This window comes from Rhizobium sp. SYY.PMSO (assembly GCF_046840415.1).
GTDB lineage: Bacteria > Pseudomonadota > Alphaproteobacteria > Rhizobiales > Rhizobiaceae > Rhizobium.
The window spans coordinates 2,118,799-2,143,413 of sequence record NZ_CP177349.1 but is presented as its reverse complement, the minus strand read 5'-3'; the positions used below and the strand labels follow the sequence as shown (position 1 = coordinate 2,143,413).

The window sequence follows — 24,615 nt, the reverse complement described above, 5'->3', positions numbered from 1 at the left end:
TCAACGCATAACTTTTCTGGCAGGCGATATGATTACCAAACCTTCAAATTACGCCATCTATACTCCTGCGATCAGTCAGGAATTCGCGAGGTTGGGATATTCGCAGCATCTCAAACGCAGCTTTTCGTTTCTCGAAACCGATCTGAATTTTCTCGATCCAAAAAGCGGGTTGTTTCACTATCCCTATGCGCTCTATAGCGCCGGCCAAGCCGCCAAAACCGCAAACTCGGCGCTTGAAGACAACATAGTCAAATCGCGTGATCGCCAGCGCACGAGGGTCATCGGTGACAGCGGCGGCTTCCAGATACAAGGAAACAAAATCAAGTTTACTGGCGATGCCACATGCGAACGCATGCTGCGTTGGCTGGAAACACATGCCGACTATTCAATGTCGCTGGATTTTCCCACAGGTGGTATCACGCCGGGCAATGTCGCAGTCCACGCCGAACGGTTGATAGCCGAAGGCCACAACCTCAATGCTATGTGTGCCGCGAACGGCTTGTCATTGGATTTCAATGCGTGCCTGAAGCAGTCTTTGCTCAATCTCGATTATTTCATGCGCAGCCGAAAACCAGGTGCGACGAACCTTCTCAATGTCCTTCAGGGCCGCAATGAAGCCGAAAGCAAGGCTTGGTACGAGGCCGTGAAGGGGTATGGCCTTGAAGGCTGGGCTTTTGCGGGCGCGCATCAGAACTCGTTTTCATTGCTGCTCAACCGACTTCACGACATGCGAAACGACGGTTTGCTGCAAACGGCGAAGTGGATACACATATTGGGTATCTCCACGCCAGCGATCGCTTATCTGTTCAACGCGCTTCAACGCTGCGTCAGCGAAGTCAATCCCGATCTCCAGATCACCTTCGACACAGCAGGGCCGTTTATTTCCGCTGCGAAGTTTCAAGCGCTGATGACACACCGCCTGGATAAGACCGGCTGGACCTTTTCGACGGTATCCATGCCGAAAGAAGGCAATCCTTCGGATACCCGCACTCTCAATGAGCTTGCATGGGAAATTGCGCAACGTCGCCCGAAGGCCAAGCGGAGCAATGGTGCTTTGCAGGGCGAGCAGACCTTTTACACCATCCCTGTTGCAACGACGATAGGTTCCCGAGTGAAGGTCAATGAAATTTGCGTCGGCTCGAACGGTTCGTCCGATCTCGACAATGATAGCATCATGATCCTCATGAACCACAACGCGGAAGCATATCTGCGTGTGTTCAAGCAGGTGAATAGGATTTTCGATAACCCAGAAGAATACGGAAATGATGTTCCCGTTATTCTAAAGGGTCTCCGCTTCGCTATCGAGGACATATGGGCAGATCCGCAATCCAAGACAACGCAGTGGGCGTCATTCCTTGATACGCTGGCAGCGGCGTGAGACGAAACGGAGCTAGTTCCCAGCAATCAAGAAACGGCGCGGAGTTCGATCACCGCGCCGTTGACCATCCTATGATTTATTCTTTAGCGACAACCCGACGCCTTTGCAGGAAAAACGCGTGTCGAATGCCTTGGTAACATCGGTCTCGGACTTGAGAAGTTTGACGCTGACCAGAGTTTTCGCGAACCGCGTGTAGTGTTCGGCAGTCAAGCAACCGATGCCCTTGTCCAGTGCATCCCCACTGTCAACGATGCCGTATTCCTTGAGCTTGCCGATGGCATAGCCAATCTGGTCATCCGTCATGTCGGGGTTCTCTTTCTTAATCAGCGCGTTTGCTGCTGAATTATCCCCGTAAAGATAGTTGTACCAACCTTCAATCGAGGCATCGACAAACCGCTGTACGAGATCGGGATCGGTGTCGACCAACTGGCGCTGCACGGTGATCATCGTCGCGTAGGGGGCGTAGCCGGCGTCGGCGAGCAGGAATATCTTGGGATCTACGCCAGTTTGCGTTTTGATTGCATAGGGTTCCGAGGTCAACAGACCCTGTTGAGCGGAATTTTCGTCCGCGAGGAATGGCGCAGGGCTGAAATTGTAAGGCCTGAACTGCTCGTCGCTGAAACCGCCGAAGTTAGCTTTCATCCATTCGAAATAGGCACCGAAGCCACCCTGCGTCATGAAGATGGTTTTCAGTTTCGCGAGGTCTTCGAATTTGTCGATGCCTTTGCCGGGGTGCGCCAAAATGACCTGAGCGTTCTTTTGATAGATTGCCGCAACATCGACCAGTGGAATGCCTTGTTCCTGCCCGACAAGCTGCTCCTGCTGCGTGCCGAGATAGAAATCCAGTTTGCCCGCGAGAAGCATAGCCCGGTTCTGTGCGCTTGGCCCGCCCTGAACGATTTCGACATCAAGCCCGTATTTGGCATAGGTGCCATCGGCAAGCGCCTGGTAGAAACCGCCGTGATCGGCTTCCGCAAGCCAATCAGTGCCAAAGCGAACTTTATCGAGAGCAAAGGCGGATGAGGTGGAGATTGCCGTCACCATGAAGAAGGCGCTGGCAAAGCGATAACCCGTAGCTTTCATTGATAATACCTGAAGTAAAAAGCAGACAAGACAAACATCCTCGGTGTACCGGCCCATTCGTTTGCCGACGGTTAAGACGAATGACGTCGAATGTCTGTGATTGCGCGCCGTTCAATCTCCGCCGTGAGCCGTCGCTTGAGATCTACCAGTTGTGGATTGGACGCAGGCGAGGAATGGCCGAGCAGTTGCTCAAGCCGCCAGTTGATGCCGCAGAGCGTCGCAAGGCCGGGTTCTCGTCCAACGGCGATAAGATGCGAGTAATAGCGCGGACTGCGCCCGAGCCATATTTGCGAGAATTTCATCTGGGAACTGGCGAGCCCGGTATCGCTCAACGTGCCGTAGATTTCCTTGATCTTCATAGCCTATCTCCTTGAAACAAATATTTATTTCCAAGGCACGGTGCTAAAATGGGTGCTTTATAAATAGCAGGATATTTTCAAGGGGATTTTCAATGAAGACAAGAATGGAGCAACTACAGGCGGACATGATGACGAACGGCGTCTTCACCCGTCACGAACGCCGCCAGATGAAATATCTGACGAAAGCGAACGAAGCTCAACGCCAGTATGTTAGGGCGGCACTTCCAGCGAACCATCTGGCCCGACGCTGGATGGACACCTGTGGCGAAGTCGATGACTGGAGCAATATCGATTATTGCGGTGTTCCGCTTTGCCCGCGTTGCCACATGCGGGAACGAGCGGTGCAAACGGGCAAGGCGATCAAGACGATATTCTGCGATGCCGCTAATGACGAATTGGCCTTCGCAACGATCCTGCTGCCGCCGCAATTGGACTTCTCCGGCATGACCGATCTCGTGGAGAACGAAAAGCGCCGACTTCGCACTTTCATCGACCGCCAGCGCAGGAAAGATAGCCGTTGGGATGATTTCCAGTTGTTGGGCTGGTGGGAAATCGACCGCATGAGCTTCGGTGATTTCGAAAGCTGTGGCCGTAACACGCGTATCGCGCTGGATGCTATGGGGTTTCCGTTGATGGCCGCGCCGGACAAAACAATCTGGCGTCCGCATCTTCATGCGATTGTCCGAAAGGGGAGATTGACGACAGACGAAATCGCGAGCGCCTTGCGCAAGGAAACCCACACGGCGAAATATCAGGTGGATATTCAGCCATTTCGCGCATATCGCGATGTCAAGGAGAACATCCAGAGCATCGTCCGGTATTGCCTGAAATTCCGCATCGAATGCGACTACAAGGCACCGGATGCACAGGACTTCGTGGAGCAGGAGCAAGCGGGCACGGCAATGCCAAGCGAACGCAACTGGTGGCCAGCTGAAGATATCCGCGAATATGTAGACTGGCTCTGCCTGGAGCGATCCGGCTTTCGATCACTTCGCGTTGTCATCGGGCAAGCCAAGGGCAATTCAACCGATGATGCTCAACGTGCCGTGTCTTCGGGTATTTCAATTGCTGAAGAGCTTGAGAACGGTGAGATGTCTGACCGTCTTGTTGCTCATGCAGTCATTGATGATGAGATGAAAGCTCATGCCGTTGGGCTCGATATGGATGGAACTTTCGTTGTCGAAGACAGTCGTGTTGTTTCAGGGAATAACGCTGGTGTCTTTGGTATCGGCAAGGGCGTAACGCGTTGTGTGTATAATAATATTATACAGGATACGAACTGGACAGTCATCGACATTGACAGCCCCTTGGCAGGGACCAACCGGACGGCCGCGACAGCTATCAGCGGGACCTCCAGATGCACCGGAAACGTTGTCGGCCTTTCCGAGCGTCTGCGTAGCATTTTGGCCTTGAAGCAAGTCAGCGGTGCTCAGCGGGGCGGTATGATGCAGTCGTAAAAAGTTCGCTCACCGAACTTTTTCAGCGCAAGTCTGAAACGAATAGTCGTCGTAGATCGTCCGTCCGCGAAGCTCTTCCATCTGCGGGTATTCGCGGCATTGCTGGTCGAAGATGCGGGAGACGACCGGCGCGGGCTGCGGCAATGGAAGCAATGGCGCTATGCCGGAAAGGTCTATCCCCGACAATTCCGGCTCATCGACAATCCGGCCTGTCCTTGCCGCTGCCCTGATATACGTGCTGATCGAAAATGACGCCGTAAACGTTTCGTCCCGAAAAAGCTCGATGCCGAGCATGGGGCGTAGCGCCATGATGTCGGAAATCCATAATGGCTGGAACACAGGCTTGCCATCAGCGAGATTATGGAGCGCGTCGACGGCATGGCCGGAAAATCGGCTGCGCGTTAGCAACATCACGGTCTGCCCATTCGGATCATGGAGACGGACAACCGGTGGGAAATCGGCATTCGGTCGCGCGTGCCAGTGCATGCGGCGAAGCACGGTTTTCGGAAAGAGCCGACGATATCGGCCGGGCCGGTCTATTTCGTGAACGGTGACTGTTTTGTCGTCGTTCAACGCGAACAGCATAATCGCCCTCCATGACAATGGCGAAAGATAGCTGCGGTGATGAATTACCCCGTCGATGTCGTAAGCAAGATCCAGTGACGCGCTTTTGAACTTCCGCTTGTAGAAGGCCACGGCACCCACATGCAGATCGGTCGTGAACAGTAAGGCCAAGTCGATTTGGGCTTGCGTAGGCCTCTCACCGTTCTGATCGCTTGAATGGTTTTGCATCTCGTCTCCGCTTGATTTCGGCGGAAACAAAATTCCAGATCGCGCAAAGGGCGAGCGAAGAGACGGCGCGGTGTACGCAAAACCCAAAGCACCGGCCTGTCATGTTTCATATCCCGTAGGAATGAAGAAAGCGGAAAGGGCAATTGCATGCGTCGGGCGCCGTCATAGGCACGCACAGACATATCAAGGAGCGCGACGAAGGGAAAAAGCGCAGCGCGGTAGCATCCGGCGCCGTGCGCTTATCGTTGACGCTCCATTGGACCGGAGGCGGAAAGCACGATCCCCATGAGATGGTAACCATCTCATGGGGATCGGAGCCGTATTGATGGAATTGCGCTGCTGCTTATCCGGCCTTGCTCAGCATCTTGCCACGCTCGATAGCGGCAGCGGTCAGTTGCACGTCAAGTTCCCCGGCGCGCACCGCCTCGGCCAGCGTATCGATGATCGCCGGAAGCGCTGAAAGGTCGCCCACATCAACAGCATTCTTGTCCTTGGCGAACTCAATTGCCTTACCCGCGTAACGCAGTGCGAAGAACACCTTGCCCGCTGCATCAGTGAACCAGCCCTGACGGACGCGCTTTGGCGCTTCGACCTCGACGCGGACGCCTTCAGCGTTCTTCTTGCGCACGATATGAGTGGGTGTGAAAGCCTGACCCGCGATCTTCGCTTCGGCCATCTGCTTCTGTTCGATCAGAGCCGCAATCATCTTTTCCCGGGCGCGCATCACCGGGTCGTTGGTCGCGCGAACTGGAACTGCGGAGGCGAGCTTGAGGGCCTTGAGGTGAGACATGCGGTGATCCTTTCCCGGATTTGTTTCCATGTCTCCGGCATACAGCCGCCCGCCCAAAGGGCGAGCGGAGAGTTCGATCGTCCCTATCGCTTGAGATTGACCAGCACGTCGAGCAAATCGGCGCCGGTCTGAAAGACCTTGGAGCTCGCCGTATAGCTGCGCTGGCTTTCGATCATCTGCGTGAGTTCGCTGGCTAGATCGACATTGGATCCCTCCAGCGATCCCGATTTAATCGATCCGAAGCCTGACGAATTTGCAAAGCCCATGATCGTGACGCCGGATGTGCCGTTTGCCGCGTAGGCGTTGCCGCTCAATGCTGTGAGATTGTCGGGGCTTGCCACATCAGCGAGAGGGATGCGGTACTTGGGTTGAAGCGTTCCGTCCGCATATTTCAGGGAAATGATGCCATCGTCCGAGATATCGTAGCCGATCGCGGCACTCGCGCCGTTGCCGTTCACATCGCCGTCGATGGTCATGAAGCCAGCCGCAAGCTGCGTGGTTCCGGCAATGTCGAGTGTTAGCTGCTCGCCGCCCGGAATTGCGAGAGTTATGTTCGTCGGAGTTGACAGCAACTCTCCATGCAACCCAAACCTTAGCAATGTCGTGGCGAGCGGAGGCGAACCGGCAGCGCCGTAAGGAAAGCCGCCACTGGACGCGTCGGCATGATTGAACACCGTCATCTCCCAGGCACCATCAGGACCCTTGGAGTAATAGATATCCAGCTGGACCGTCGCGCCGAGCTTGTCATACGCAATCAGCGAAGTCTTGTTCGTATAGACGCTGTCGGTCTGGTTCTGTGCCGGTGTCTGCCCGATCAGGAAGGGTTTGAATATGCTGGTTGATGGCGAGAGATTGTAGGAGAGGCTCATGCCGCCGCTCTGATTGGCAACGGTCGGGTCGTTGCTTGCAAGCGAGGTCATGCCGGTCAGATCGACATCGAAGCTGTTACCCGCCGAAATCGCCACTGTGAGCGAGGCCGGACCAAGCAGCGCGCCAGTCGCGGGATCGAAAGTGAGGCTCTGCGTGGTCAATGCTGGCGTCGAATAGGGAAAGCCGCCTGCCGTGGATGCTGCGCTGTCGTAGAAGCTGACTTCCCATGTGTTTGGACCGGTCTTGGCGTAGTAAACGTCGAGCGAGGTCGGCGGACCAAAATCGACAAAGCCTGTCCACGTCTGCCTGGCAACGTAAACGCTGGCAGGATCGTTTGAAGACGGTGGCAGTTCGCCGCCTGCCGTATCGATCTCGGGAGCATCCGAAGGCAGGTTCGTCTGCGCTGCAATATTGTTGGTGCTCGGTCCGGTCGCCTGGGTCATTCCGGAAAGATCGATCGTGAAGGGGTCGTCGAGCGCCGAGATCGTCAGCACAGGATTGCCGCCGACGATCGCTCCCGTCGCGGGATCGAAGGTCAACGTGGTCGTCGCCATTGGCGCGGGATCGGACACGTCATAGGGAAGGCCCGACGACAACGCGCCATGCCGCCCGAAGGCCGTCACCTCCCATTCGTTGTCACCAATCTTGGTCATGTAGACGTCAGCATAAAAATCCTCGGTAACATCGGACGAGGAGACCGTGAACTTGCGGTCATAGGATGCCGGCAGCTTGTTGTCCGATGGAGCATGCATCATGTCGGTTGCCGCTTCATCCGCATTTGCCGGCAGATTGACCTTGAAGACACCTGACGTCGAAGGCACGACGGACAGGCCGCTTCCATTGAGATTGATCGGCACCAGACCGGAAAAGCCGTTGACCACGACGGCCGGGGCGCCGCCGTCGAACGTATATCCCATCAACGTGTAGCCGGCCGAATTGACCAGATTGCCGAGCGCATCTTCGCTGAAATCACCGGCACGCGTCAGAACGGGAATGCCGGAAGCATCCTGCACGATGAAGAAGCCCGCGCCGCTGATAGAGAGATTTGTGCCCGACGTCGTATAGCTGATATCGCCTTGCTCGGAGACGGCGCGGTGCACGCTCGTCTGTACACCGCCGGAATTGTAGTTGCCCGATGTGGAGGGCAGGACCATCGATGAAAAGCTGGTGGATGCGCGCTTATAGCCGCTCGTGTTCACGTTGGCGATATTGTCTGCAACGGTCGAAAGCCGGTTGGCTTGGGCATTCATGCCGGAAGTGGCGGTACGCATGGTTCCGTACAGGCTCATGCTAAAAGCTCCTGAAGAACAAACTAGAGCCATCGGACCGGAAACCGGGCCAATGAAAACTAGCAATTGCAGGATACCTTTAACGGTTAACCACGGAGGGTACCCGCCATCATGGCGAGGCCGTCACCCTGAGAAATCAAATCATATGATATCTCAAGGCTGTTCACGAATCGAACACTAGCCATAAATCTAGTCGCATCGTGATAGATTAACAAGAAGTTAACGACGAATGCGTTCTCATAGCTCAAGAAGCTGCGGTATCGCGCTCGCGATCAAGTCGAACTCCGCTTCGAAGTCTGCAACGAGCTGCATGAATTTACGTTCCATTTCATCCGGGTCGCGAATGTCATTCACGGTGATCGAATTTTTGGTGAAAAAGCGCGAATAGAGCCGCCCCTTGTCAGCGGCATCAGCCGGAAATTGAATTCGTTCCAAGTTCTTCGCAGATGCTGCAGCCCTAATCGTATCGATAATCCCCTTGCGGACTTTGTAGTTGGAAATGGGGCCGATTTCGGCAATCAACTTGAGATATCCTGTGGTCCCGTCATCGCCCAGACGTATTTCGACCCACAGAATGAACGGATAGCCCGCCCACCAGTTTTCACACCCGGCCCATGCGCTTTTCGTCTTGTCGAATTCCTCCCGCCACTGCGCGGGCAGAAAGATTACGCGGCTCTTATCCACTCCCGCGTAAACGTGTTCGCGCTTGGCAATCCTAAAGGATTTCCCCTTCTGAGGATTATTACCGAGTAGGCGACGCATGCATATGACAAAGCCTGAATCAGACTTGCGGTTAGCAATTAGATCCAAAGCCTTCATGCTATCGCGGAAGAACTGATTTTCCAGATTATCTAATCCGGGGCGTCCGTTACTCAAATCGGGAAATTCCTCAATTATGCACGATCAATGGGCCGTCTGAAAGTTCGTTCACTGAACTATCCGGCAAAATATCAATAGCCGTGTTCTGCGGGAAAACAATCCAACTTGGATTGATAACCCAACCGAAATTGTCACCACTCACTCTGTCCCGGCCTCAGCCGATCCTTGATATGCTCGGTGGCTACGTGGGCGTAGTGCTGCTCAATCATCTGCAATGAGGTACGCGTGTTCAACGCCACGTCATAGATCGACGCGCCTTTTATAAGCATTGTCGAGATATAGTAGTGGCGCAGCGAATATGGTGTGCGGCGGACGCCTCTATAGTCGTATTCGAGACCGGCTGCTTTCAGAAGTTCGTTGAAGCTACGCTTGAAAGACAGGATCTGTTTTCCTTCCGCATCGGCAAACACCGGATCGTCGTCTTCTGGCTCTCGCCCGACCTCCTTTTCGAACATATCCCAAAGCATCGATAGCGCCGGGATAACGTCAAGAAGCGGGATAGAGGTGCCATGCTTACCCTTGCCACGCACTTGCAGGCGCACGTCCTGCTCTCCGATGGGCTTATTCTTGCACTCGCGAAAGCCGATGATGTTTGCCCAGGTAAGGTTTTTGGCCTCTGTCGGCCTCATCCCTGAATGGGCCATGATCTCGATGTAGCAGTAGAGCCGGATACGATCCGCTCTGATGTTTTTCGGCGTGAATTTCATCGTCCATTCACGGCCATCCTTGGCCTTAACATCCTTCGTCTTCGGCTGGAGTTCGGAGATACGGGCGAGCGCCGTGTTGAATAGCTTCTCGTATTCTTCCGGTGTGAAACCGGGGCGGCGGTTGTCGATGCGTTTGCGCACGACGGGGTTTGGAATAACGATCTGCTGGCAATAGCCCCAACGGACAGCCTGCTGAAACAAGCTGCGGATGATAACCATCTCGCCCTTGATCGTGCTCAAGGAGGCGATTTTGCGCGGAGCGGGTCGGCTGAAGACGCGGCCATCTTCACGCTCGACGCGGATTTTCTCGATGTCGCTGCCCGGTCCCGAGGTCCAGTAGGTCTTTCGCCATTCCAGATAGCGTTCGATGTCGGGCGGGGTGATCTTGTCGATGGGCTTTTCGCCGAAATAGCCGATGAGAAAGCGTCTGATCTTCGGAGGCCAGAAATAAGCGTGATCGGCGCTGCGCTCTTTACGCTCGGCTTCGTCCTCGATCTTCTTGACGAATTCCTCGGCAACATCATTGAAGGCGTGTTCACTGATGCTCATGCCATTTTTCAGGCGATAATTCTGCTCATGCCAGATTTCATTTGCCCGCCGATGGGCTTCCGTTTCATCCGATGTGCCGAGGGACTTTCTGATCTGGCGGCTATTCATCGTATAGCGCATGGACCAATTGGTGCCGTCGCGTTGGAAAAGAACGAAGGGGTCTTTGGATTGTTTGAGGCTGTGCAGCACGGGAACCGGGTCTCCAATGGTGTTACTACGGTAGGCAGGCCGCGCTAACACTGTGCTAACACCGGCCCGGGCCGAGAATCATCGACATTGAAAACAAAGAGTTTTTTCGAAGACGGTAAGCGTTGTGCTAACGCTGTGCTACCGATATTGCCGTTTTCCGGAAGGGCAAGCAAAGACTAAAAAGTCAATTATATCAATAAGTTGGGAAACGCACCCGACAGGATTCGAACCTGTGACCTTTGGAATCGGAATCCAACACTCTATCCAGCTGAGCTACGGGTGCATGCCGTGGCGATTTGAATCGCCTGTCCGATGGCTGGTTCTTAGCTCAGGAAACGTTTGGCTTCAATGAGGAAAATTCAGATCGGACGTTTTAGCGGGATGAGGCCGCGGGTTTTGGCGCGCGGCCTCGTTTTTTATCGGCGGTGCCGGCTCATTCCCGCATCGCGCCGGGGCCGGGGGTGGCCTTTGGGGGCACCTTGCCGAGGATGATCATGCCGAGGACCTCGTCCTTGGTGACGTCTTCGGTGCGGGCATGGCCGACGACCTGGCCGTTCTTCATGACCGACACGCGGTCGGCGAGATCGAAGACGTCGTGGATGTCGTGGCTGATGAGGAAGATGCCGATGCCTTCCTTCTTCAGCTGCTTGATCAGCTCGCCGACCTGCGCCGTCTCCTGGGGGCCGAGGGCCGCGGTCGGCTCGTCCATGATCAGGATGCGGGCATCGAACAGGATGGCGCGGGCGATCGCGACCGACTGGCGCTGGCCGCCGGAAAGGGCCTTCACCGGCTCCTTGAAGCGCTTGAAGTTGGGGTTGAGGCGCCCCATCACCTCGCGGGCCTTGGCTTCCATGGCGACATCGTCGAGCGTGCCCCAGCGGGTTTGCAGCTCGCGGCCGAGGTAGAGGTTGGCGGCGGCGTCGACATTGTCGGCGACGGCGAGCGTCTGGTAGATCGTCTCGATGCCGTATTTCTTGGCGTCGCGCGGGCTGCGGATGTCGGCGGGCTCGCCGTTGATCAGAATATCGCCGCTATCGCGCTTGTAGGCGCCGGAGAGGATCTTGATCAGCGTCGACTTGCCGGCTCCGTTATGGCCGAGCAGCGCGACGACTTCACCGGGGTAGAGCTCTACCGAGGCGTTGTCCACTGCGTGGATGCCGCCGAAGGAGATGGAAATGTTCTTCATTTCCACAAGCGGAGTGGTTTGATCCGTCATGGTTCAGAATTCCTTTTACTTGGCGCGCGAGCGATAGACGATGTCGAGCCAGACGGCGATGACGAGCACGACGCCGACGACGACGTTCTGGATCGGCGTATCGACGTTGGCGAGCCCCATGCCCGACTGCAGCGACTGCATGACCAGGGCGCCGATCATGGCGCCGGCGATGGTGCCGCTGCCGCCCGCGAGCGACGTGCCGCCGATGACGGCCGCAGCGATGGTGAAGAGCTCGTAGGTCGTGCCCTGCGAATTGGCGGCGGCGTTCAGGCGGGCCGTGGAGATGGCCGCGGCGACGGCTGCAAGCAAGCCCATCAGCGCGAAGATGCGCACCGTCACCCAGCGGGTCTTGATGCCGGCGAGTTCGGCCGCTTCCGGATTGCCGCCGATCGCGAAGACATAGCGGCCGAAGCGCAGGCGCGTGGCGATGAAGGTCATGACGATGCCGATGCCGACTGCGATGAGCACGGGGACGGCGATGCCATAGGGAATATCGAGCCCGGTTTCCGGCCAGGGAATATTGTGTTCGGTCGCGTATTTTTTCGCGATGCCGACGGGCCAGTAATAGATGTTGAAGACGTAGATCGTGCCGAGCACCAGCGCCGAGCCGAGGATGGCAAGGAAATATTCGGCCCAGAGCGGACGGCGCGGGAAGTTGAAGCGCTTGCGCTGGTGACGCTCGCCGACAATGCCCAGAACGATCATCACGCAGGCAAGGACGCCGAGAATCCAGCTCCAGGTGGCGCCGATCGAGCCTTCGGCACCGCCGCCCATGATGCGGAACGTGACGTCGAGCGGAGCGACCGTCTGGCCGCTGGTGACGTACCAGGCAAGGCCACGCCAGGCGAGAAAGCCGCCGAGGGTGACGATGAAGGAGGGAACCTTGAAGAAAGCGATGATCACGCCCTGGAAAGTACCGAGCAAGGTGCCGACGACCAGGCCGCAGGCGAGCGTGATGACCCAGGTCCACGCACTGTCGAAGCCGAGATAGGTCGGCAGGAACTTGGCCTGGATGACGCCCATGACCATAGCCACGAAGCCCAGCAGCGAGCCGACGGAAAGGTCGATGTTGCGGGTGACGATGACGAGCACCATGCCGGTGGCGAGCACGGCGATCTCGCAGGTCTGGACGGAGAGGTTCCAGAGGTTTCGCGGCGTCAGGAAGAGGCCGCCGGTATAGAGGTCGAAGCCGATCCAGATGATCAGCAGCGCGCCGACCATGCCGAGCAGGCGGGTATCGATTTCGGTGGCGCGCAGGAAGCGCGTGATCACGCCTTCTTCTGCATTGCGCGGGCCGCTCGATGTTGTGGAGTGTGTCATGTCGGCCATCGCTTTGCCGTTCTCCCACTGTTGGGCGCAGGCCCGCGAAAGCACAGAGGCTATCCGCCGGCAGTATCCGCGCTGGTCTCAATAGACGTCATCGCTCGCCCATCCGGTCTTCGTCCGGTTCCATGGCCGCCATCCGGCGGGCCGGGCGTATATGCGATGACGCAACTCAATACGGGAAATCGACGCCCCGTTCCAGGCGGGGTTGTTGTCTGTTTCCTATCCGCGTTCGACGCCGCAATGGAAGCCCTTTGCGGCGTCGGCATTATCGTCGGGTCAACCCGTCAAGCTTTCGTGCTTACTTGCAGGCAGCAACGCTGCCGGCCTTGACACCCTGGCAGGCTTCAGCCTTGGAGATCCAGCCGGCGTCGATGACGACGTTCAGGTTGTCCTTGGTGATGGCGATCGGGGTCAGGAACACGGACTTCATCGGAACATGCTTCGGACCGCCGGTGAAGGTCTGGACGCCGGAAATCTGGTCCATCGTCTTGCCCTTGGCGAGGTCGATGGCGATTTCAGCGGCGCGCTTGCCGAGTTCGCGCGAGTCCTTCCAGACGGAAACGGTCTGCGTGCCGAGCGCGATGCGGTTCAGCGCGGCCTTGTCGGCGTCCTGGCCGGAAACCGGCACGGAACCGGCCAGGCCCTGGGCGTCGAGAGCGGCAACGGCGCCGCCGGCGGTGCCGTCGTTGGAGGCGACGACCGCATCAACCTTGTTGTTGTTGGCGGTCAGGAACTGTTCCATGTTGCGCTGCGCGTTCTGCGGCAGCCAGCCGTCCGTGTAGGCTTCGCCGACGTTCTTGATCTTGCCGGCGTCGATGGAGGGCTTCAGCACTTCCATCTGGCCGGAGAAGAGAAAGTCGGCGTTCGGGTCGGACGAGGAGCCCTTGATAAAGACGTAGTTGCCTTCCGGCTTGGCCTTCAGCACTTCGCGAGCCTGCATGCGGCCCACTTCCTTGTTGTCGAAGGTGATGTAGAAGGCGGCCGGATTTTCGATCAGGCGGTCGTAGCCGACAACCGGAATGCCTTCGTCGGCGGCCTTTTCAACGGCCGGGCCGATGGCGTCCGAGTCCTGAGCGAGAATGATGAGAGCGTTGGCGCCCTGGGAAATCAGGGATTCAACGTCGGTCAGCTGCTTGGAAGCGGAAGACTGGGCGTCGGCGGAAATGTACTTGGCGCCGACCGATGCGAGCGCCTTCTTGATGGCGGCTTCGTCGGTCTTCCAGCGCTCTTCCTGGAAGTTCGACCATGAAACGCCGACGACGAGATCCTTGGCGAAGGCTGCCGTCTGCATGGTCAAAACGATGGCCGCGCCCGCAGCCAGCTTGATGAAAGCTTTCATATTATCCTCCCGAGTGAATGCGACCGCACGTATCCTGAACTCCCGTCGGTCGCGGCGATAATGCTGACGAAAAACACCTTGGATTTTTTTCTCGACAGTCGAGAAATTTAGTGTCAGAGATTTTTTCAACTGTCAACACCCGTACTAACAGCTTTCATTGGTCACCCGAAAAGAGCTATTAGGAGCTGCGGAGAGGGAGGGTTGAATGAGCGGGGAGCTTGCCTATGCTGGCCAAATCGAGCACCGAATTGGTCCGTCAAAAGAACAGCGCCTTGGTTTTGTCGGCATTGCGCCGGCACGGCCCGCTTGCCCATACCGAGCTTTCTGACTTCACCAAGCTTTCGTCTGCGACCGTCTCGGTCATCACCGCCGACCTGGAGCGGGCGCAGATCATCGAAAAGGCGGAGCAGCAGGCTGCCAGCGGCCGCGGGCGGCCGCGCGTGCTGTTTTCGCAGCGGCGCGATTGCGGCTATCTGATCGTCGTCGTCATCTCTTCGGATGCCGTGCAATACTCTCTCGTGGATTATACCGGGCGTCTCATCGACCGGTTTACCGAGGACAGGCAGCAGAACGTCGCAGGCGTCGACCATTTCGTGGCGGGAATGCGCGACGCGCTGAACCGGATCGTTGCCCGCTCGCAATTGTCGCGCGACAAGGTGCTGATGATCTCGATCAGCAGCAAGGGGCTTGTCGATGTCTCGGAGCCGGTGCTGCGATGGTCGCCGATCTTCGGGCGGGACGAGATCGATTTCGCGGCCGTGTTTCGCGACGAATGGCTGGCACAGATCATTCTCGGCAACGAGACGCTGTTGGTCGCCGCGGCTCTCGGGCGGCAGGAGGAAATCAGCAAGGGAGGCGATTTCCGCGCAATGGCGGCCCTGTCGCTTGGCCACAGCATCGGACTTGGCATCGTGCGGCGGGACCATGAGGGCAATCATCAGATATCGGCGCCGAATTTCGGTCATATGATGCATGTGCCAGGCGGCGGCCTTTGCCGTTGCGGCGCGCGCGGATGCATCGAAGCCTATGCCGGCTTCTACGCCATGCTTCGCACGGCCTTCGACGTGCCGCTCGACACGATTCCCGCGAAATTCGTTCCGATCGCCGAGCTCGACAAGATCGCGGCGAGCGCACGCCATGGCGGGCGGCGCAATGTGCTCGCCTTCCGGCAGGCGGGGCTGGCGCTCGGCAACGGTCTCTCGCGCGTTTTGAGCCTGCATGAGCGGATGCCGATCGTCATCACCGGTCCGGGGGTGCGTTACTACGATCTCCTGATCGAGGGTATCACGGAAGGGCTGGCGGAATCGCATGTCGTGCGCATGGAAGGCATGCCGGAGCTGCGCGTCGTCATCGACGAGCCGACGCTTGTCTTCGAAGGGCATCTGAACCGCGCGCTGTCGATCATCGACAACGGCATCGTGAAGAGGGGAGCTACGGTCGTGGAGTTGCGCGGCGAGGCCGTTTGAGGAGAGCGGCGACGGGCTAAACCACTGCGCCCGGCGCAAGCTGCCCAATCCTCCGGAGTTTCAGATCAGATGCAAAAGCCGCCCCCGTGATGGGCCGCCGCATCTGGCATCGGCATCAATCCGCCGGACCCGGGTTTTGATCTTCGTCGCGGACGTACAGGATGCGGTCGATCAATCCCCATTCCAGCGCCTCTTCCGCCGTCATGAAGTGGTCGCGATCCATGGCGCGGTCGAATTCCTCGTAGCTGCGCCCGCAATGCTCCGCATAAAGCCGCGTCATGCGGTACTTGGTGCGCTTGATTTCCTCGGCGTGGATGAGCATGTCCGAGGCTTGACCCTGGAAGCCTCCCAGGGGTTGATGGATCAGGATGCTGGCGTTGGGCAGGGCGGCCCGCTGGCCGGGCTCGCCCGCCATCAGCAGGAACGATCCCATAGAGCGGGCAGTCCCCATGCAGAGCGTGTGCACGGGCGCGCGGATATAGCGCATGGTATCGTACATGGCAAAGCCGCTGGTGACGAGGCCGCCGGGCGAATTGACATAAAGGCTGATCGGCTTCTTCGGGCTTTCGGCTTCGAGGAACAGCAATTGCGCGCAGACGAGGGCCGAGACGGCATCGTTCACCTCGCCGTTCAGAAAGATGATTCTCTCGCGCAGCAGCCGGGAATAGATGTCGAAAGACCGCTCTCCCTTGCTGGATTGCTCGACGACCATGGGGACGAGTTGCATCGCTTCGCGCATCGGCGAACTCCAATGTTGATGAGATTGTTGGTGAGGGTGGTGCGTCAGGCGGCGCGCATGACGGAGACGCCGTTATTGTTCGCCGCGGCCTTCGCAGCCTTGCGGAGCCTTGCATCGTCCAGCTCGTGGATGATCCGCAGGCTCGTGCCGCCGTCCGCATTGGGGGCGAGCTGGAACGTCACGATGCTTTCGAGAAACGGCGGCGCGTCATCCCGCAGCCTGTAGCAGACCTCTTTGCCCGGTGTGACGGAGATCGCCTCGGGGTCGGCCAGGGCTTCCTTCGGCAGCCAGCTCTCCCGAAGCTCAGGAGTGCTGACCGCGCGCCAGACCTTTTGCGGCGGTTCGCTGAGGTCGTATTGCAGCTCGATACTGTTCTTCCGCTCCGGGATCGTCAGTCGGTTCATTGATCCATATCCTTCAGCAAGACCTTGAGAGCTTCGATACGGGCTGGCCAATAGGCGCGGTATTTCGCCAGCCATTGAGCGATGAGGGCAAGCCCCTGCGGATCGACCTCGTAGTTCACGAACCGCCCCTGTCGTTCCTCCCTGACCAGTCCGGCGCCGCGCAGGACGCCGAGATGCTGGGACATTGCCGGCTGGCTGATATCCATGCCCTCGCGCAGGGCACTGGCATTCATGGCGCCTGCCGCCAGCTTTTCAAAGATGGCGCGGCGGGTCGGGTCTGCCAAAGCACGGAATATCTCGTTCTCTATCATGGAAACAGATAAGCACGGACTTATGTGATTCGCAAGAGCTTTCCATTCCGGCCTGTGATCGATGGCTTGCGGGGCCGGTGCCCTGAGTGCCTTTGGCAAATCGCGACCATGCGTGGAGGCAAAGAAAAAGTCCGCCGCGAAGCGATTCGCGGCGGACTTGTCGGGAGGATCGTATCCTTTGGAAGGATCGGGTGGCTGCCTAGTCGATCTTGACCAGACGGCCTTCCTTGACGGACTGCAAGGCGGCATCCGCCAGCTTCAGCGCGGCCAGGCCATCGGCGCCCGACGGCGTGATGGGAGCGCCCTTTTCGACGGCGGCGATGAAGCTTGCGATCTCGTTGGCATAGGCTTCTGTATAGCGGGTCATGAAGAAATCATGCAGGGGCGGCCGGGTGTAGCCCTCGCCATTGGCGAGTTCGATGGAGAAGGGGCGCTGGTTTTCGGCCGAAACCAGTCCCTTCGAGCCATGGATTTCGATGCGCTGGTCGTAGCCGTAGGTGGCGCGGCGCGAGTTGGAGATAATGGCCTGCTTGCCCGATGCCGTCTGAAGGATCACGGAAACGCTGTCGTAGTCGCCGGCTTCGCCGATCGCCTTGTCGACCAGCACGGCGGCGGTTGCCGTCACCGCCACCGGCTCTTCGCCGAGCAGGAAGCGGGCCATGTCGAAGTCATGGATGGTCATGTCCCGGAAAATGCCGCCGGACCGCTTGATATAGTCGACGGGCGGGGCGCCCGGATCGCGCGAGGTGATCGTCACCATTTCGACGGTGCCGATGCGGCCCTCGTCGATGGCCTTCTTGACGGCCATGAAATGAGGGTCGAAGCGGCGGTTGAAGCCGACCATCAGCTTGCCCTTGGTTTCTTCCACGACCTTGATGCACGCCTTGACGCGGGCAGCGTCGAGATCGATCGGCTTTTCGCAGAAGACCGCCTTGCCGGCGCGGGAAAAGCGCTCGATAAGGTCGGCATGGGTATCGGTCGGCGTGCAGATCACGACGGCATCGATATCCTTGGCGGCTTCGATTGCCTCGATGGTGCGGACCTCGCAGCCATAGGCGGCGGAAATGGCCTCCGCTGCGGCCGGGAACGCATCCGCAACGGCGACGAGCTTGGCATTGGCATCGCCACTGACGGCCTTCGCATGCACCTTGCCGATGCGTCCGGCACCGAGCAGACCAAATCTGACAGTCATTTTTACCTCCCTGGATTCGGAACAAATGAACCGAATGTCAACCTATATGGAATTTTCATTCCATTTTCCAAAGGCGACGTCAAGCCGCCCCGCCTTCACATTTCTTAAAATCGCAGTTCGATATCGGCTTATCCGAAATCCGCCCGCGAAACCTTATTTTATGCCGATGGCTTCCCAATTTTCCCGATGATGCGCTAAGACAAGTCTCCTTGAACAGGCAAAGAAGACTCATGCAACTGATCGATCCCAGCCATCCCCTCTACAAGCCGCTTTGGGTGCGTATCCTCATCGTGGCCGTCTGCTTCGGCTGGGCAGCGGTCGAGACGCTCGGCGCGCAACCGTTCTGGGCCATGCTATCGGGTGCGCTGGGTGCCTATTCGGCATGGATGCTGCTGTTGAATTTCAAGCCGCAGCCGCCCGCGGCCAATGTCGAAGCTCCGTCGCAGGATGATGCGGAGGAGAACGATATGCCGACGGACGACAAGAAATAATCATCGTTTCAGGCGGCGTATGGCTTCGTCGATCAGCTGGTTGGCGAGCGTCATGCGGGTCGTTGCCTGCTCGCGAAACAGGGCATCGACGCCGTCGGGATGATTGGCCCTGGCGAAGCGGCGGCGCTTTTCCTGCAGGGCTTCGCGCGCGTGGTCGGAGGTGATCGCCAGCTCCGCGGCGACCTCTTCCCGTGACGTCCGTGCCAGATGCTCCGGCATGACCGACGGCTCCGGTTCCTGCGGCATTGGCGCCGGCTCCGGTTCGGCCGGTATGATCGGATCGCCGAGATTGTCGCGATAGGCTTCGTCAGGGCGGTACGTTTCGGGCGTCTCGCCGCCGGGGACCGTCGCGGCAAAGCTGACGTTCAGGCCGCGAATACGATGCGCCGCTTCCTCTGCTTCCGGAACGTCTTCTTCCGTATCGAGACGATCGAGCACGGATTGGAACAATGATTGCCTGAACAGCATGCGAGCCTCCACGCCAAGCTTCATAGGGGCGGAAGTTGGCGCGGAGCTTATGGAACATGGCGGTGGCCGAGGCGATAGCTACCGCATGGAGAGATTTCTGCTCTCTTCCAGGATCATGTCGTGCAGAAGACGGGCGCTTGGCGGCATGGCGCGCTCGCGCGCCGTGATGAGGCTATAGGGCCTGACGTCGATATCGAAGTCGATCGGCAGGATGCAGGATTCGCCGGCATGGGAGGATTGCCCGCAAATGAATTGCGCCATGTCGAGGGCGACGGGGGCGATCGCATCCGTCTTGCAGACCACGGCAAGCGTCAGCAGCAGGGAGGAGGTGTTGACGACATTTTCCGGCAGCGGCACGCCGGCCGCGAGAAAAATATCTTCCACCTTGCGTCTCAGCAATGTGCCCGGCGGCTGGAAGACCCAATCGTAACCGCCAAGGTCGTGCAGGCCGGCTACCCCTTTCTCAAGCAGGGGGTGGCCGTTGCGGACGACGAGGCAGGCCTTTTCGACGCCGATCTCATGGGTCGTGAACAGGCGCGGATCGAGATCGTCGGGAATGCGGCTGATGATGAAGTCGTGACGGGCGGCCAGAAGCTCGCGCGCCAGCACATTGCTGTTCTCAACCTCGATATTGATCTCGATGCCGGGATAGGTGCGCGTCACGCGCTGGATCGCCGGCACCACGAGGCTGATCGCCGGGGCCGTTACCGCACCCAGAAACACGGAGCCGCCCTTGCCGGTGCGCAGTGCGCCGAGTTCGCGACCCGCTTCACGCAGCTCGAGCAGAATCTTGCGCGCCCGCTTGGCCAGCGCAAGGCCGAAAGGGGTGAGAACGACGCCTCTGGCGACCCGCTCATATAGCGGACTTTTGACGATCGACTCCATTTCGGAGAGCATCCGCGAAGCCGCAGGTTGTGACATGTTCATGGACTCAGCGGCAGCCGATATCTGCCCATAATCCTCGATCGTGACGATCATGCGCAGATGATTGAGCTTCAAACCGGCTTTCAGCAGCGTGTCGTCGCGAAAACTGTCGGAATGAATCTCAATGCCTTCGCTGAAATAATCGTTATATATTTTCTCCATGGCGGCCAAATTTCCCGTTCGTCGGCAAAAAAGTACTATTTTTTGACATCATACCAAACTTGGTATGCGTTTAGCCAGTTATTCTATTTGACAGTTATACGAAATCGTACGAGTTTGCCGATCGTGCGCTGGGTGCAGCTCATAAACCGTGAGAGCGTGGAGGAGACCTGCTTCGTGTCTCACAATTAGAAGTAAACTATTCCTTCTATGGAACCTGCCGCAGTTTCGGGCGGGCATTTTTTGTCCGTCATATTATTAACAAGGGAGAGAGTAATGAAATCCATTATCTCATTGATGGCCGGCGCTGCGTTCGGCGTCGCTACGCTGGTGGTACCTGCCTTCGCGGCGGACAAGGGCACGGTAGGCATCGCCATGCCGACCAAGGCTTCGGCTCGCTGGATCGACGACGGCAACAACATCGTCAAGCAGCTCCAGGCCGCCGGTTACGGCACCGACCTGCAGTATGGCGACGACGACATTCCGAACCAGCTCTCGCAGATCGAAAACATGGTCACGAAGGGCGACAAGGTTCTCGTTATCGCCTCGATCGACGGCACCACGCTGTCCGACGTTCTGCAGAAGGCTCATGACGCCGGCATCAAGGTCATCGCTTATGACCGTCTGATCCGCAACAGTCCGAACGTCGACTACTATGCAACGTTCGACAACTTCAAGGTCGGCGTCCTGCAGGCGAACTCGATCGTCGACGCCCTCGGCCTCAAGGATGGCAAGGGCCCGTTCAACATCGAGCTGTTCGGCGGCTCTCCGGACGACAACAACGCCTTCTTCTTCTATGACGGCGCGATGTCGGTCCTGAAGCCCTATATCGACAGCGGCAAGCTCGTCGTGAAGTCCGGCCAGATGGGCATGGACAAGGTTGGCACCCTGCGCTGGGATCCGGCAACGGCCCAGGCCCGTATGGATAACCTGCTGTCGGCCTACTACACCGACGCCCACGTCGATGCGGTCCTGTCTCCGTATGACGGCCTGTCGATCGGTATCCTGTCCTCGCTCAAGGGCGTCGGCTACGGCTCCGGCGGCGTGAAGCTGCCGGTCGTGACCGGTCAGGACTCCGAAATTCCGTCGGTCAAGTCCATCATCGCCGGCGAACAGCACTCCACGATCTTCAAGGACACCCGCGACCTCGCAAAGGTCACTGTCGACATGGTCAACGCCCTGATGGAAGGCAAGACGCCTGAAGTCAACGACACCAAGACCTACGACAACGGTGTCAAGGTCGTTCCGTCCTACCTGCTGACCCCGGTCGCAGTGGACAAGAGCAACTACGAGAAGATCCTCGTCGATGGCGGTTACTACAAGGCTGACCAGCTGAAGTAATTTTCCCGCATACCCGGTCAGGGCTCGCCGAAATGCGAGCCCTGGCTTTGATATTTAAGACGATCGCGCGGTCTGCTATGTTCGATCGCGGCGTTGGATTTGGACAATGGACGATACCATTCTCGAAATGCGGAACATCACCAAGTCGTTCCCCGGTGTGAACGCCTTGGAAAATGTCAATCTGAAGGTCCGTCAGGGCGAGATTCATGCCTTGGTCGGTGAAAACGGAGCCGGAAAGTCTACCCTGATGAAGGTGCTTTCAGGCGTCTATCCGGCCGGCACCTATGACGGCGATATCTATTACGATGGCGCGGTCCGCCAGTTCAAGACGATCAGGGATTCCGAAGACATCGGCATCATCATCATCCATCAGGAGCTGGCGCTCGTGCCGCTGCTGTCGATTGCCGAAAATATCTTCCTGGGCAATGAGGTCGTCGCCAATGGCATGATCAATTGGCAGGAAACCTTTACCCGCACCAAGCAGCTGCTCGCCAAGGTGGGCCTCAGAGAATCTCCGAACACGCTCGTCACCGACATCGGCGTCGGCAAGCAGCAGCTCGTCGAGATCGCCAAGGCCCTGTCGAAGAGCGTCAAGCTGCTCATTCTCGACGAGCCGACGGCATCGCTGAACGAAAGCGACTCCGACGCGCTCCTCAATCTCCTCATCGAGTTCCGCAATCAGGGCATCACCTCGATCATCATCACCCACAAGCTGAACGAAGTGCGCAAGGTGGCCGACGAGATTACCGTGCTGCGCGACGGCATGACGGTGAAGACGCTGGACTGTCATGAGGAAGAGATCAGCGAGGACATCATCATCCGCAACATGGTGGGCCGCGAGCTGGCCGACCGTTATCCGCCGCGCTCGGTTCCGATCGGCGAGACGATCTTCGAAGTGAAGAACTGGAACGCCTTTCACCAGCAGCATCGCGACCGGCAGATCCTGCACGACATCAACATCAACGTCCGCAAGGGCGAAGTGGTCGGCATTGCCGGCCTGATGGGTGCGGGACGCACGGAATTCGCCATGAGCGTGTTCGGCAAGTCCTATGGCCACAAGGTCAGCGGGGAAGTCTTCCTCGAAGGCAAGCCGGTGGATACCAGCACCGTGCGCAAGGCGATCGATGCCGGTCTTGCCTATGTGACGGAAGACCGCAAGCAGCTCGGCCTCGTCCTGTCGAACAGCATCCTGCACAATACGACGCTCGCCAATCTGCTCGGCGTTTCCAAGGGCACCGTCATCGACGACGTACGGGAGCTGCAGGTGGCGACGAACTATCGCGCCAAGCTGCGCATCCGCTCGGCCGGCGTCTTCCAGGAGGCGGGCAACCTGTCGGGCGGCAACCAGCAGAAGGTGGTGCTGTCGAAATGGCTGTTTTCCGATCCGGACGTCCTGATCCTCGATGAGCCGACGCGCGGCATCGATGTCGGCGCCAAATACGAAATCTATTCCATCATCAACCAGCTTGCCGCCGACGGAAAGGGCGTTCTGATGATCTCATCGGAAATGCCCGAGCTTCTCGGCACCTGCGACCGCATCTACGTCATGAACGAGGGTCGCATCGTCGCCGAATTGTCGAAGGCAGAAGCGAGCCAGGAAAGCATCATGCGCGCTATCATGCGCTCAGGGGAGAAGCATCAATGAGTTCGGCCAGCCCTGCCACGGAAAGCAGCCACGTCGTTTCCATCGGCGACCATATCCGCAACAATATTCGCGAATACGGCATGTTGATCGCGCTCGTGGTCATCATGCTGCTGTTCCAGTATCTCACCAACGGCGTTCTGTTCAGGCCACAGAACCTGACCAACATCGTGCTGCAGAATTCGTTCATCGTCATCATGGCGCTGGGCATGCTGCTCGTGATCGTGGCCGGACATATCGACCTCTCCGTCGGCTCCGTCGTCGGCTTCGTGGGGGCCGTTGCCGGCGTGCTGGTCGTGCAGATGCATATGAATCTCGCGCTCGCGACGGTCATTTGTCTTCTCATGGGCGCTGCGGTCGGCGCCTGGCACGGATATTTCATCGCCTATCACCGCATACCGTCGTTCATCGTCACGCTGTCGGGCATGCTCGTTTTCCGCGGCCTGACCTATGCGATCATCAATACGACCGGCAACGGCAGCAGCATCGGTCCGTTCCCGCCGGCGTTCCAGATCGTCGCGACGGGCTTCATTCCCGATTTTGTCGATATGGGCACGATCCATTCGACGTCGATCTTCCTGACGATCGCCATCCCGATCATCATGTTCCTGCTGTCGTGGCGCCGCCGCAGCGTGAACGAGAAGCATGGTATCGATGTCGAGCCGTTCAGCTTCTTCATCGGCCAGAATCTGGTCGTTGCTGCTGCGACCATCTTCATCGGCTACCAGATTTCCTCCTACAGAGGGCTGCCGAACGTTCTCATCCTCATGCTGCTGCTGATCGCTCTCTACGCCTTCGCCACGCAGCGCACCACGATCGGCCGCCGCATCTATGCCATGGGCGGCAACGAGAAGGCGACGAAGCTTTCGGGCATCGATACCCGCCGCCTGACATTCTACACCTTCATCAACATGGGCATTCTTGCCAGCATCGCCGGCATCATCATCGCCACGCGCCTGAACTCGGCAACCGCCAAGGGCGGCGACGGTCTCGAGCTCGACGTGATCGCGGCCTGCTTCATCGGCGGCGCTTCGGCCTCCGGCGGCGTGGGCAAGGTGACGGGCGCCGTCATCGGTGCCTTGATCATGGGCGTGCTGAACCAGGGCATGTCGATCCTGGGTTACCAGACGGACTCCCAGAAGATGATCAAGGGTGCGGTTCTGCTCGCTGCCGTATTCATCGACGTTTACAATAAGAACAAGGGCTGATCGCCGCGCGACCGGCCGAGGCTTTAAAATCAAATCCATGACAGAGC

23 protein-coding genes and 1 tRNA gene are annotated in these 24,615 nt (G+C 58.2%); 7 read left to right on the top strand and 17 right to left on the bottom strand.

Annotated features, from left to right (window positions below):
* Window positions 1–28 precede the first annotated feature (28 nt).
* Complete coding sequence (locus ACJJVH_RS10380) at window positions 29–1,378, top strand: hypothetical protein (RefSeq protein WP_412063860.1); 1,350 nt, start codon at window positions 29–31, stop codon at window positions 1,376–1,378.
* Between the two features lie 69 nt (window positions 1,379–1,447).
* On the opposite strand, the gene ACJJVH_RS10375 is transcribed toward ACJJVH_RS10380, so the two are convergent.
* Window positions 1,448–2,461 (bottom strand): ABC transporter substrate-binding protein, encoded by a 1,014-nt coding sequence (locus ACJJVH_RS10375; RefSeq protein ID WP_412063859.1) that lies wholly within the window; start codon window positions 2,459–2,461, stop codon window positions 1,448–1,450.
* 71 nt (window positions 2,462–2,532) lie between these two features.
* Window positions 2,533–2,820, bottom strand: a complete 288-nt coding sequence (locus ACJJVH_RS10370; RefSeq protein ID WP_412063858.1) for a DUF6626 family protein — start codon at window positions 2,818–2,820, stop codon at window positions 2,533–2,535.
* Window positions 2,821–2,912: 92 nt separating this feature from the next.
* On the opposite strand from ACJJVH_RS10370, the gene ACJJVH_RS10365 reads away from it, so the two are divergent.
* Window positions 2,913–4,277 (top strand): hypothetical protein, encoded by a 1,365-nt coding sequence (locus ACJJVH_RS10365; protein ID WP_412063857.1) that lies wholly within the window; start codon window positions 2,913–2,915, stop codon window positions 4,275–4,277.
* A gap of 9 nt (window positions 4,278–4,286) precedes the next feature.
* On the opposite strand, the gene ACJJVH_RS10360 is transcribed toward ACJJVH_RS10365, so the two are convergent.
* From ACJJVH_RS10360 to xylF, 9 genes are all read right to left on the bottom strand, one after another.
* Window positions 4,287–5,069 carry a DUF2958 domain-containing protein gene (locus ACJJVH_RS10360; RefSeq protein WP_412063856.1) on the bottom strand — a complete coding sequence of 261 codons (783 nt, stop codon included), beginning with the start codon at window positions 5,067–5,069 and terminating at the stop codon, window positions 4,287–4,289.
* Between the two features lie 343 nt (window positions 5,070–5,412).
* Entirely contained in the window at window positions 5,413–5,859 is a 447-nt protein-coding gene (locus ACJJVH_RS10355; RefSeq protein WP_412063855.1) for a DUF6641 family protein, read from the bottom strand.
* Window positions 5,860–5,942: 83 nt separating this feature from the next.
* Window positions 5,943–8,018 carry a flagellar hook protein FlgE gene (locus ACJJVH_RS10350; RefSeq protein WP_412063854.1) on the bottom strand — a complete coding sequence of 692 codons (2,076 nt, stop codon included), beginning with the start codon at window positions 8,016–8,018 and terminating at the stop codon, window positions 5,943–5,945.
* 237 nt (window positions 8,019–8,255) lie between these two features.
* Window positions 8,256–8,894, bottom strand: a complete 639-nt coding sequence (locus ACJJVH_RS10345) for a hypothetical protein (protein ID WP_412063853.1) — start codon at window positions 8,892–8,894, stop codon at window positions 8,256–8,258.
* A 134-nt stretch (window positions 8,895–9,028) separates the two neighbouring features.
* Window positions 9,029–10,342, bottom strand: a complete 1,314-nt coding sequence (locus ACJJVH_RS10340) for a tyrosine-type recombinase/integrase (protein WP_412063852.1) — start codon at window positions 10,340–10,342, stop codon at window positions 9,029–9,031.
* Window positions 10,343–10,551: 209 nt separating this feature from the next.
* A tRNA-Arg gene (locus tag ACJJVH_RS10335) sits at window positions 10,552–10,625 on the bottom strand.
* 150 nt (window positions 10,626–10,775) lie between these two features.
* Window positions 10,776–11,558 (bottom strand): sugar ABC transporter ATP-binding protein, encoded by a 783-nt coding sequence (locus ACJJVH_RS10330; protein WP_112803657.1) that lies wholly within the window; start codon window positions 11,556–11,558, stop codon window positions 10,776–10,778.
* Window positions 11,559–11,573: 15 nt separating this feature from the next.
* Entirely contained in the window at window positions 11,574–12,887 is a 1,314-nt protein-coding gene (locus ACJJVH_RS10325) for a sugar ABC transporter permease (protein WP_112803659.1), read from the bottom strand.
* Between the two features lie 295 nt (window positions 12,888–13,182).
* Entirely contained in the window at window positions 13,183–14,223 is a 1,041-nt protein-coding gene (gene xylF, locus ACJJVH_RS10320) for a D-xylose ABC transporter substrate-binding protein (protein ID WP_112803661.1), read from the bottom strand.
* 224 nt (window positions 14,224–14,447) lie between these two features.
* On the opposite strand from xylF, the gene ACJJVH_RS10315 reads away from it, so the two are divergent.
* Window positions 14,448–15,689, top strand: coding sequence for an ROK family protein (locus tag ACJJVH_RS10315; RefSeq protein WP_412063851.1), 1,242 nt, complete (start codon window positions 14,448–14,450; stop codon window positions 15,687–15,689).
* A gap of 115 nt (window positions 15,690–15,804) precedes the next feature.
* On the opposite strand, the gene ACJJVH_RS10310 is transcribed toward ACJJVH_RS10315, so the two are convergent.
* The 4 genes from ACJJVH_RS10310 to iolG all read right to left on the bottom strand — a co-directional run bounded on the left by ACJJVH_RS10310 (window position 15,805) and on the right by iolG (window position 18,335).
* The gene (locus ACJJVH_RS10310) at window positions 15,805–16,428 is read right to left on the bottom strand and encodes an ATP-dependent Clp protease proteolytic subunit (RefSeq protein WP_112803665.1); all 624 of its coding nucleotides are present in this window, start codon (window positions 16,426–16,428) and stop codon (window positions 15,805–15,807) included.
* A gap of 44 nt (window positions 16,429–16,472) precedes the next feature.
* Entirely contained in the window at window positions 16,473–16,832 is a 360-nt protein-coding gene (locus ACJJVH_RS10305; protein WP_113356489.1) for an SRPBCC family protein, read from the bottom strand.
* Window positions 16,829–17,143 (bottom strand): metalloregulator ArsR/SmtB family transcription factor, encoded by a 315-nt coding sequence (locus tag ACJJVH_RS10300; RefSeq protein ID WP_112803669.1) that lies wholly within the window; start codon window positions 17,141–17,143, stop codon window positions 16,829–16,831. Before ACJJVH_RS10300 ends, ACJJVH_RS10305 begins: the two co-directional genes overlap by 4 nt.
* Window positions 17,144–17,342: 199 nt before the next feature.
* Window positions 17,343–18,335 (bottom strand): inositol 2-dehydrogenase, encoded by a 993-nt coding sequence (gene iolG, locus ACJJVH_RS10295; protein ID WP_112803671.1) that lies wholly within the window; start codon window positions 18,333–18,335, stop codon window positions 17,343–17,345.
* A gap of 230 nt (window positions 18,336–18,565) precedes the next feature.
* Between iolG and ACJJVH_RS10290 the strand changes: the two genes are divergently transcribed.
* Entirely contained in the window at window positions 18,566–18,826 is a 261-nt protein-coding gene (locus ACJJVH_RS10290) for a hypothetical protein (RefSeq protein WP_113422089.1), read from the top strand.
* Here ACJJVH_RS10290 and ACJJVH_RS10285 read toward each other — a convergent pair whose 3' ends face one another.
* Complete coding sequence (locus ACJJVH_RS10285; RefSeq protein WP_113422088.1) at window positions 18,827–19,294, bottom strand: hypothetical protein; 468 nt, start codon at window positions 19,292–19,294, stop codon at window positions 18,827–18,829. It lies immediately after the preceding gene.
* A 78-nt stretch (window positions 19,295–19,372) separates the two neighbouring features.
* Window positions 19,373–20,380: a LysR family transcriptional regulator gene (locus ACJJVH_RS10280; RefSeq protein WP_112803675.1), complete on the bottom strand. Its 1,008-nt coding sequence runs from the start codon at window positions 20,378–20,380 to the stop codon at window positions 19,373–19,375.
* A 273-nt stretch (window positions 20,381–20,653) separates the two neighbouring features.
* Between ACJJVH_RS10280 and chvE the strand changes: the two genes are divergently transcribed.
* From chvE to mmsB, 3 genes are all read left to right on the top strand, one after another.
* The gene (gene chvE / locus ACJJVH_RS10275) at window positions 20,654–21,718 is read left to right on the top strand and encodes a multiple monosaccharide ABC transporter substrate-binding protein (protein ID WP_112803677.1); all 1,065 of its coding nucleotides are present in this window, start codon (window positions 20,654–20,656) and stop codon (window positions 21,716–21,718) included.
* Window positions 21,719–21,824: 106 nt separating this feature from the next.
* The gene (gene mmsA / locus ACJJVH_RS10270; RefSeq protein ID WP_112803678.1) at window positions 21,825–23,363 is read left to right on the top strand and encodes a multiple monosaccharide ABC transporter ATP-binding protein; all 1,539 of its coding nucleotides are present in this window, start codon (window positions 21,825–21,827) and stop codon (window positions 23,361–23,363) included.
* Entirely contained in the window at window positions 23,360–24,568 is a 1,209-nt protein-coding gene (mmsB, locus tag ACJJVH_RS10265) for a multiple monosaccharide ABC transporter permease (RefSeq protein ID WP_112803680.1), read from the top strand. Before mmsA ends, mmsB begins: the two co-directional genes overlap by 4 nt.
* The last annotated feature ends 47 nt before the right edge of the window (window positions 24,569–24,615 follow it).

Bases quoted from the DNA above. Each gene is read 5' to 3' on its own strand.
- ACJJVH_RS10355 (WP_412063855.1), bottom strand. From the start codon at position 5,859: ATGTCTCACCTCAAGGCCCTCAAGCTCGCCTCCGCAGTTCCAGTTCGC.
- ACJJVH_RS10325 (WP_112803659.1), bottom strand. From the start codon at position 12,887: ATGGCCGACATGACACACTCCACAACATCGAGCGGCCCGCGCAATGCA.
- ACJJVH_RS10365 (WP_412063857.1), top strand. From the start codon at position 2,913: ATGAAGACAAGAATGGAGCAACTACAGGCGGACATGATGACGAACGGC.
- ACJJVH_RS10285 (WP_113422088.1), bottom strand. From the start codon at position 19,294: ATGCTGTTCAGGCAATCATTGTTCCAATCCGTGCTCGATCGTCTCGAT.
- ACJJVH_RS10380 (WP_412063860.1), top strand. From the start codon at position 29: ATGATTACCAAACCTTCAAATTACGCCATCTATACTCCTGCGATCAGT.
- ACJJVH_RS10360 (WP_412063856.1), bottom strand. From the start codon at position 5,069: ATGCAAAACCATTCAAGCGATCAGAACGGTGAGAGGCCTACGCAAGCC.
- xylF (WP_112803661.1), bottom strand. From the start codon at position 14,223: ATGAAAGCTTTCATCAAGCTGGCTGCGGGCGCGGCCATCGTTTTGACC.
- ACJJVH_RS10375 (WP_412063859.1), bottom strand. From the start codon at position 2,461: ATGAAAGCTACGGGTTATCGCTTTGCCAGCGCCTTCTTCATGGTGACG.
- ACJJVH_RS10280 (WP_112803675.1), bottom strand. From the start codon at position 20,380: ATGGAGAAAATATATAACGATTATTTCAGCGAAGGCATTGAGATTCAT.
- iolG (WP_112803671.1), bottom strand. From the start codon at position 18,335: ATGACTGTCAGATTTGGTCTGCTCGGTGCCGGACGCATCGGCAAGGTG.
- ACJJVH_RS10305 (WP_113356489.1), bottom strand. From the start codon at position 16,832: ATGAACCGACTGACGATCCCGGAGCGGAAGAACAGTATCGAGCTGCAA.
- mmsA (WP_112803678.1), top strand. From the start codon at position 21,825: ATGGACGATACCATTCTCGAAATGCGGAACATCACCAAGTCGTTCCCC.
- ACJJVH_RS10370 (WP_412063858.1), bottom strand. From the start codon at position 2,820: ATGAAGATCAAGGAAATCTACGGCACGTTGAGCGATACCGGGCTCGCC.
- ACJJVH_RS10300 (WP_112803669.1), bottom strand. From the start codon at position 17,143: ATGATAGAGAACGAGATATTCCGTGCTTTGGCAGACCCGACCCGCCGC.
- ACJJVH_RS10310 (WP_112803665.1), bottom strand. From the start codon at position 16,428: ATGCGCGAAGCGATGCAACTCGTCCCCATGGTCGTCGAGCAATCCAGC.
- ACJJVH_RS10330 (WP_112803657.1), bottom strand. From the start codon at position 11,558: ATGACGGATCAAACCACTCCGCTTGTGGAAATGAAGAACATTTCCATC.
- mmsB (WP_112803680.1), top strand. From the start codon at position 23,360: ATGAGTTCGGCCAGCCCTGCCACGGAAAGCAGCCACGTCGTTTCCATC.
- ACJJVH_RS10315 (WP_412063851.1), top strand. From the start codon at position 14,448: ATGCTGGCCAAATCGAGCACCGAATTGGTCCGTCAAAAGAACAGCGCC.
- ACJJVH_RS10350 (WP_412063854.1), bottom strand. From the start codon at position 8,018: ATGAGCCTGTACGGAACCATGCGTACCGCCACTTCCGGCATGAATGCC.
- chvE (WP_112803677.1), top strand. From the start codon at position 20,654: ATGAAATCCATTATCTCATTGATGGCCGGCGCTGCGTTCGGCGTCGCT.
- ACJJVH_RS10290 (WP_113422089.1), top strand. From the start codon at position 18,566: ATGCAACTGATCGATCCCAGCCATCCCCTCTACAAGCCGCTTTGGGTG.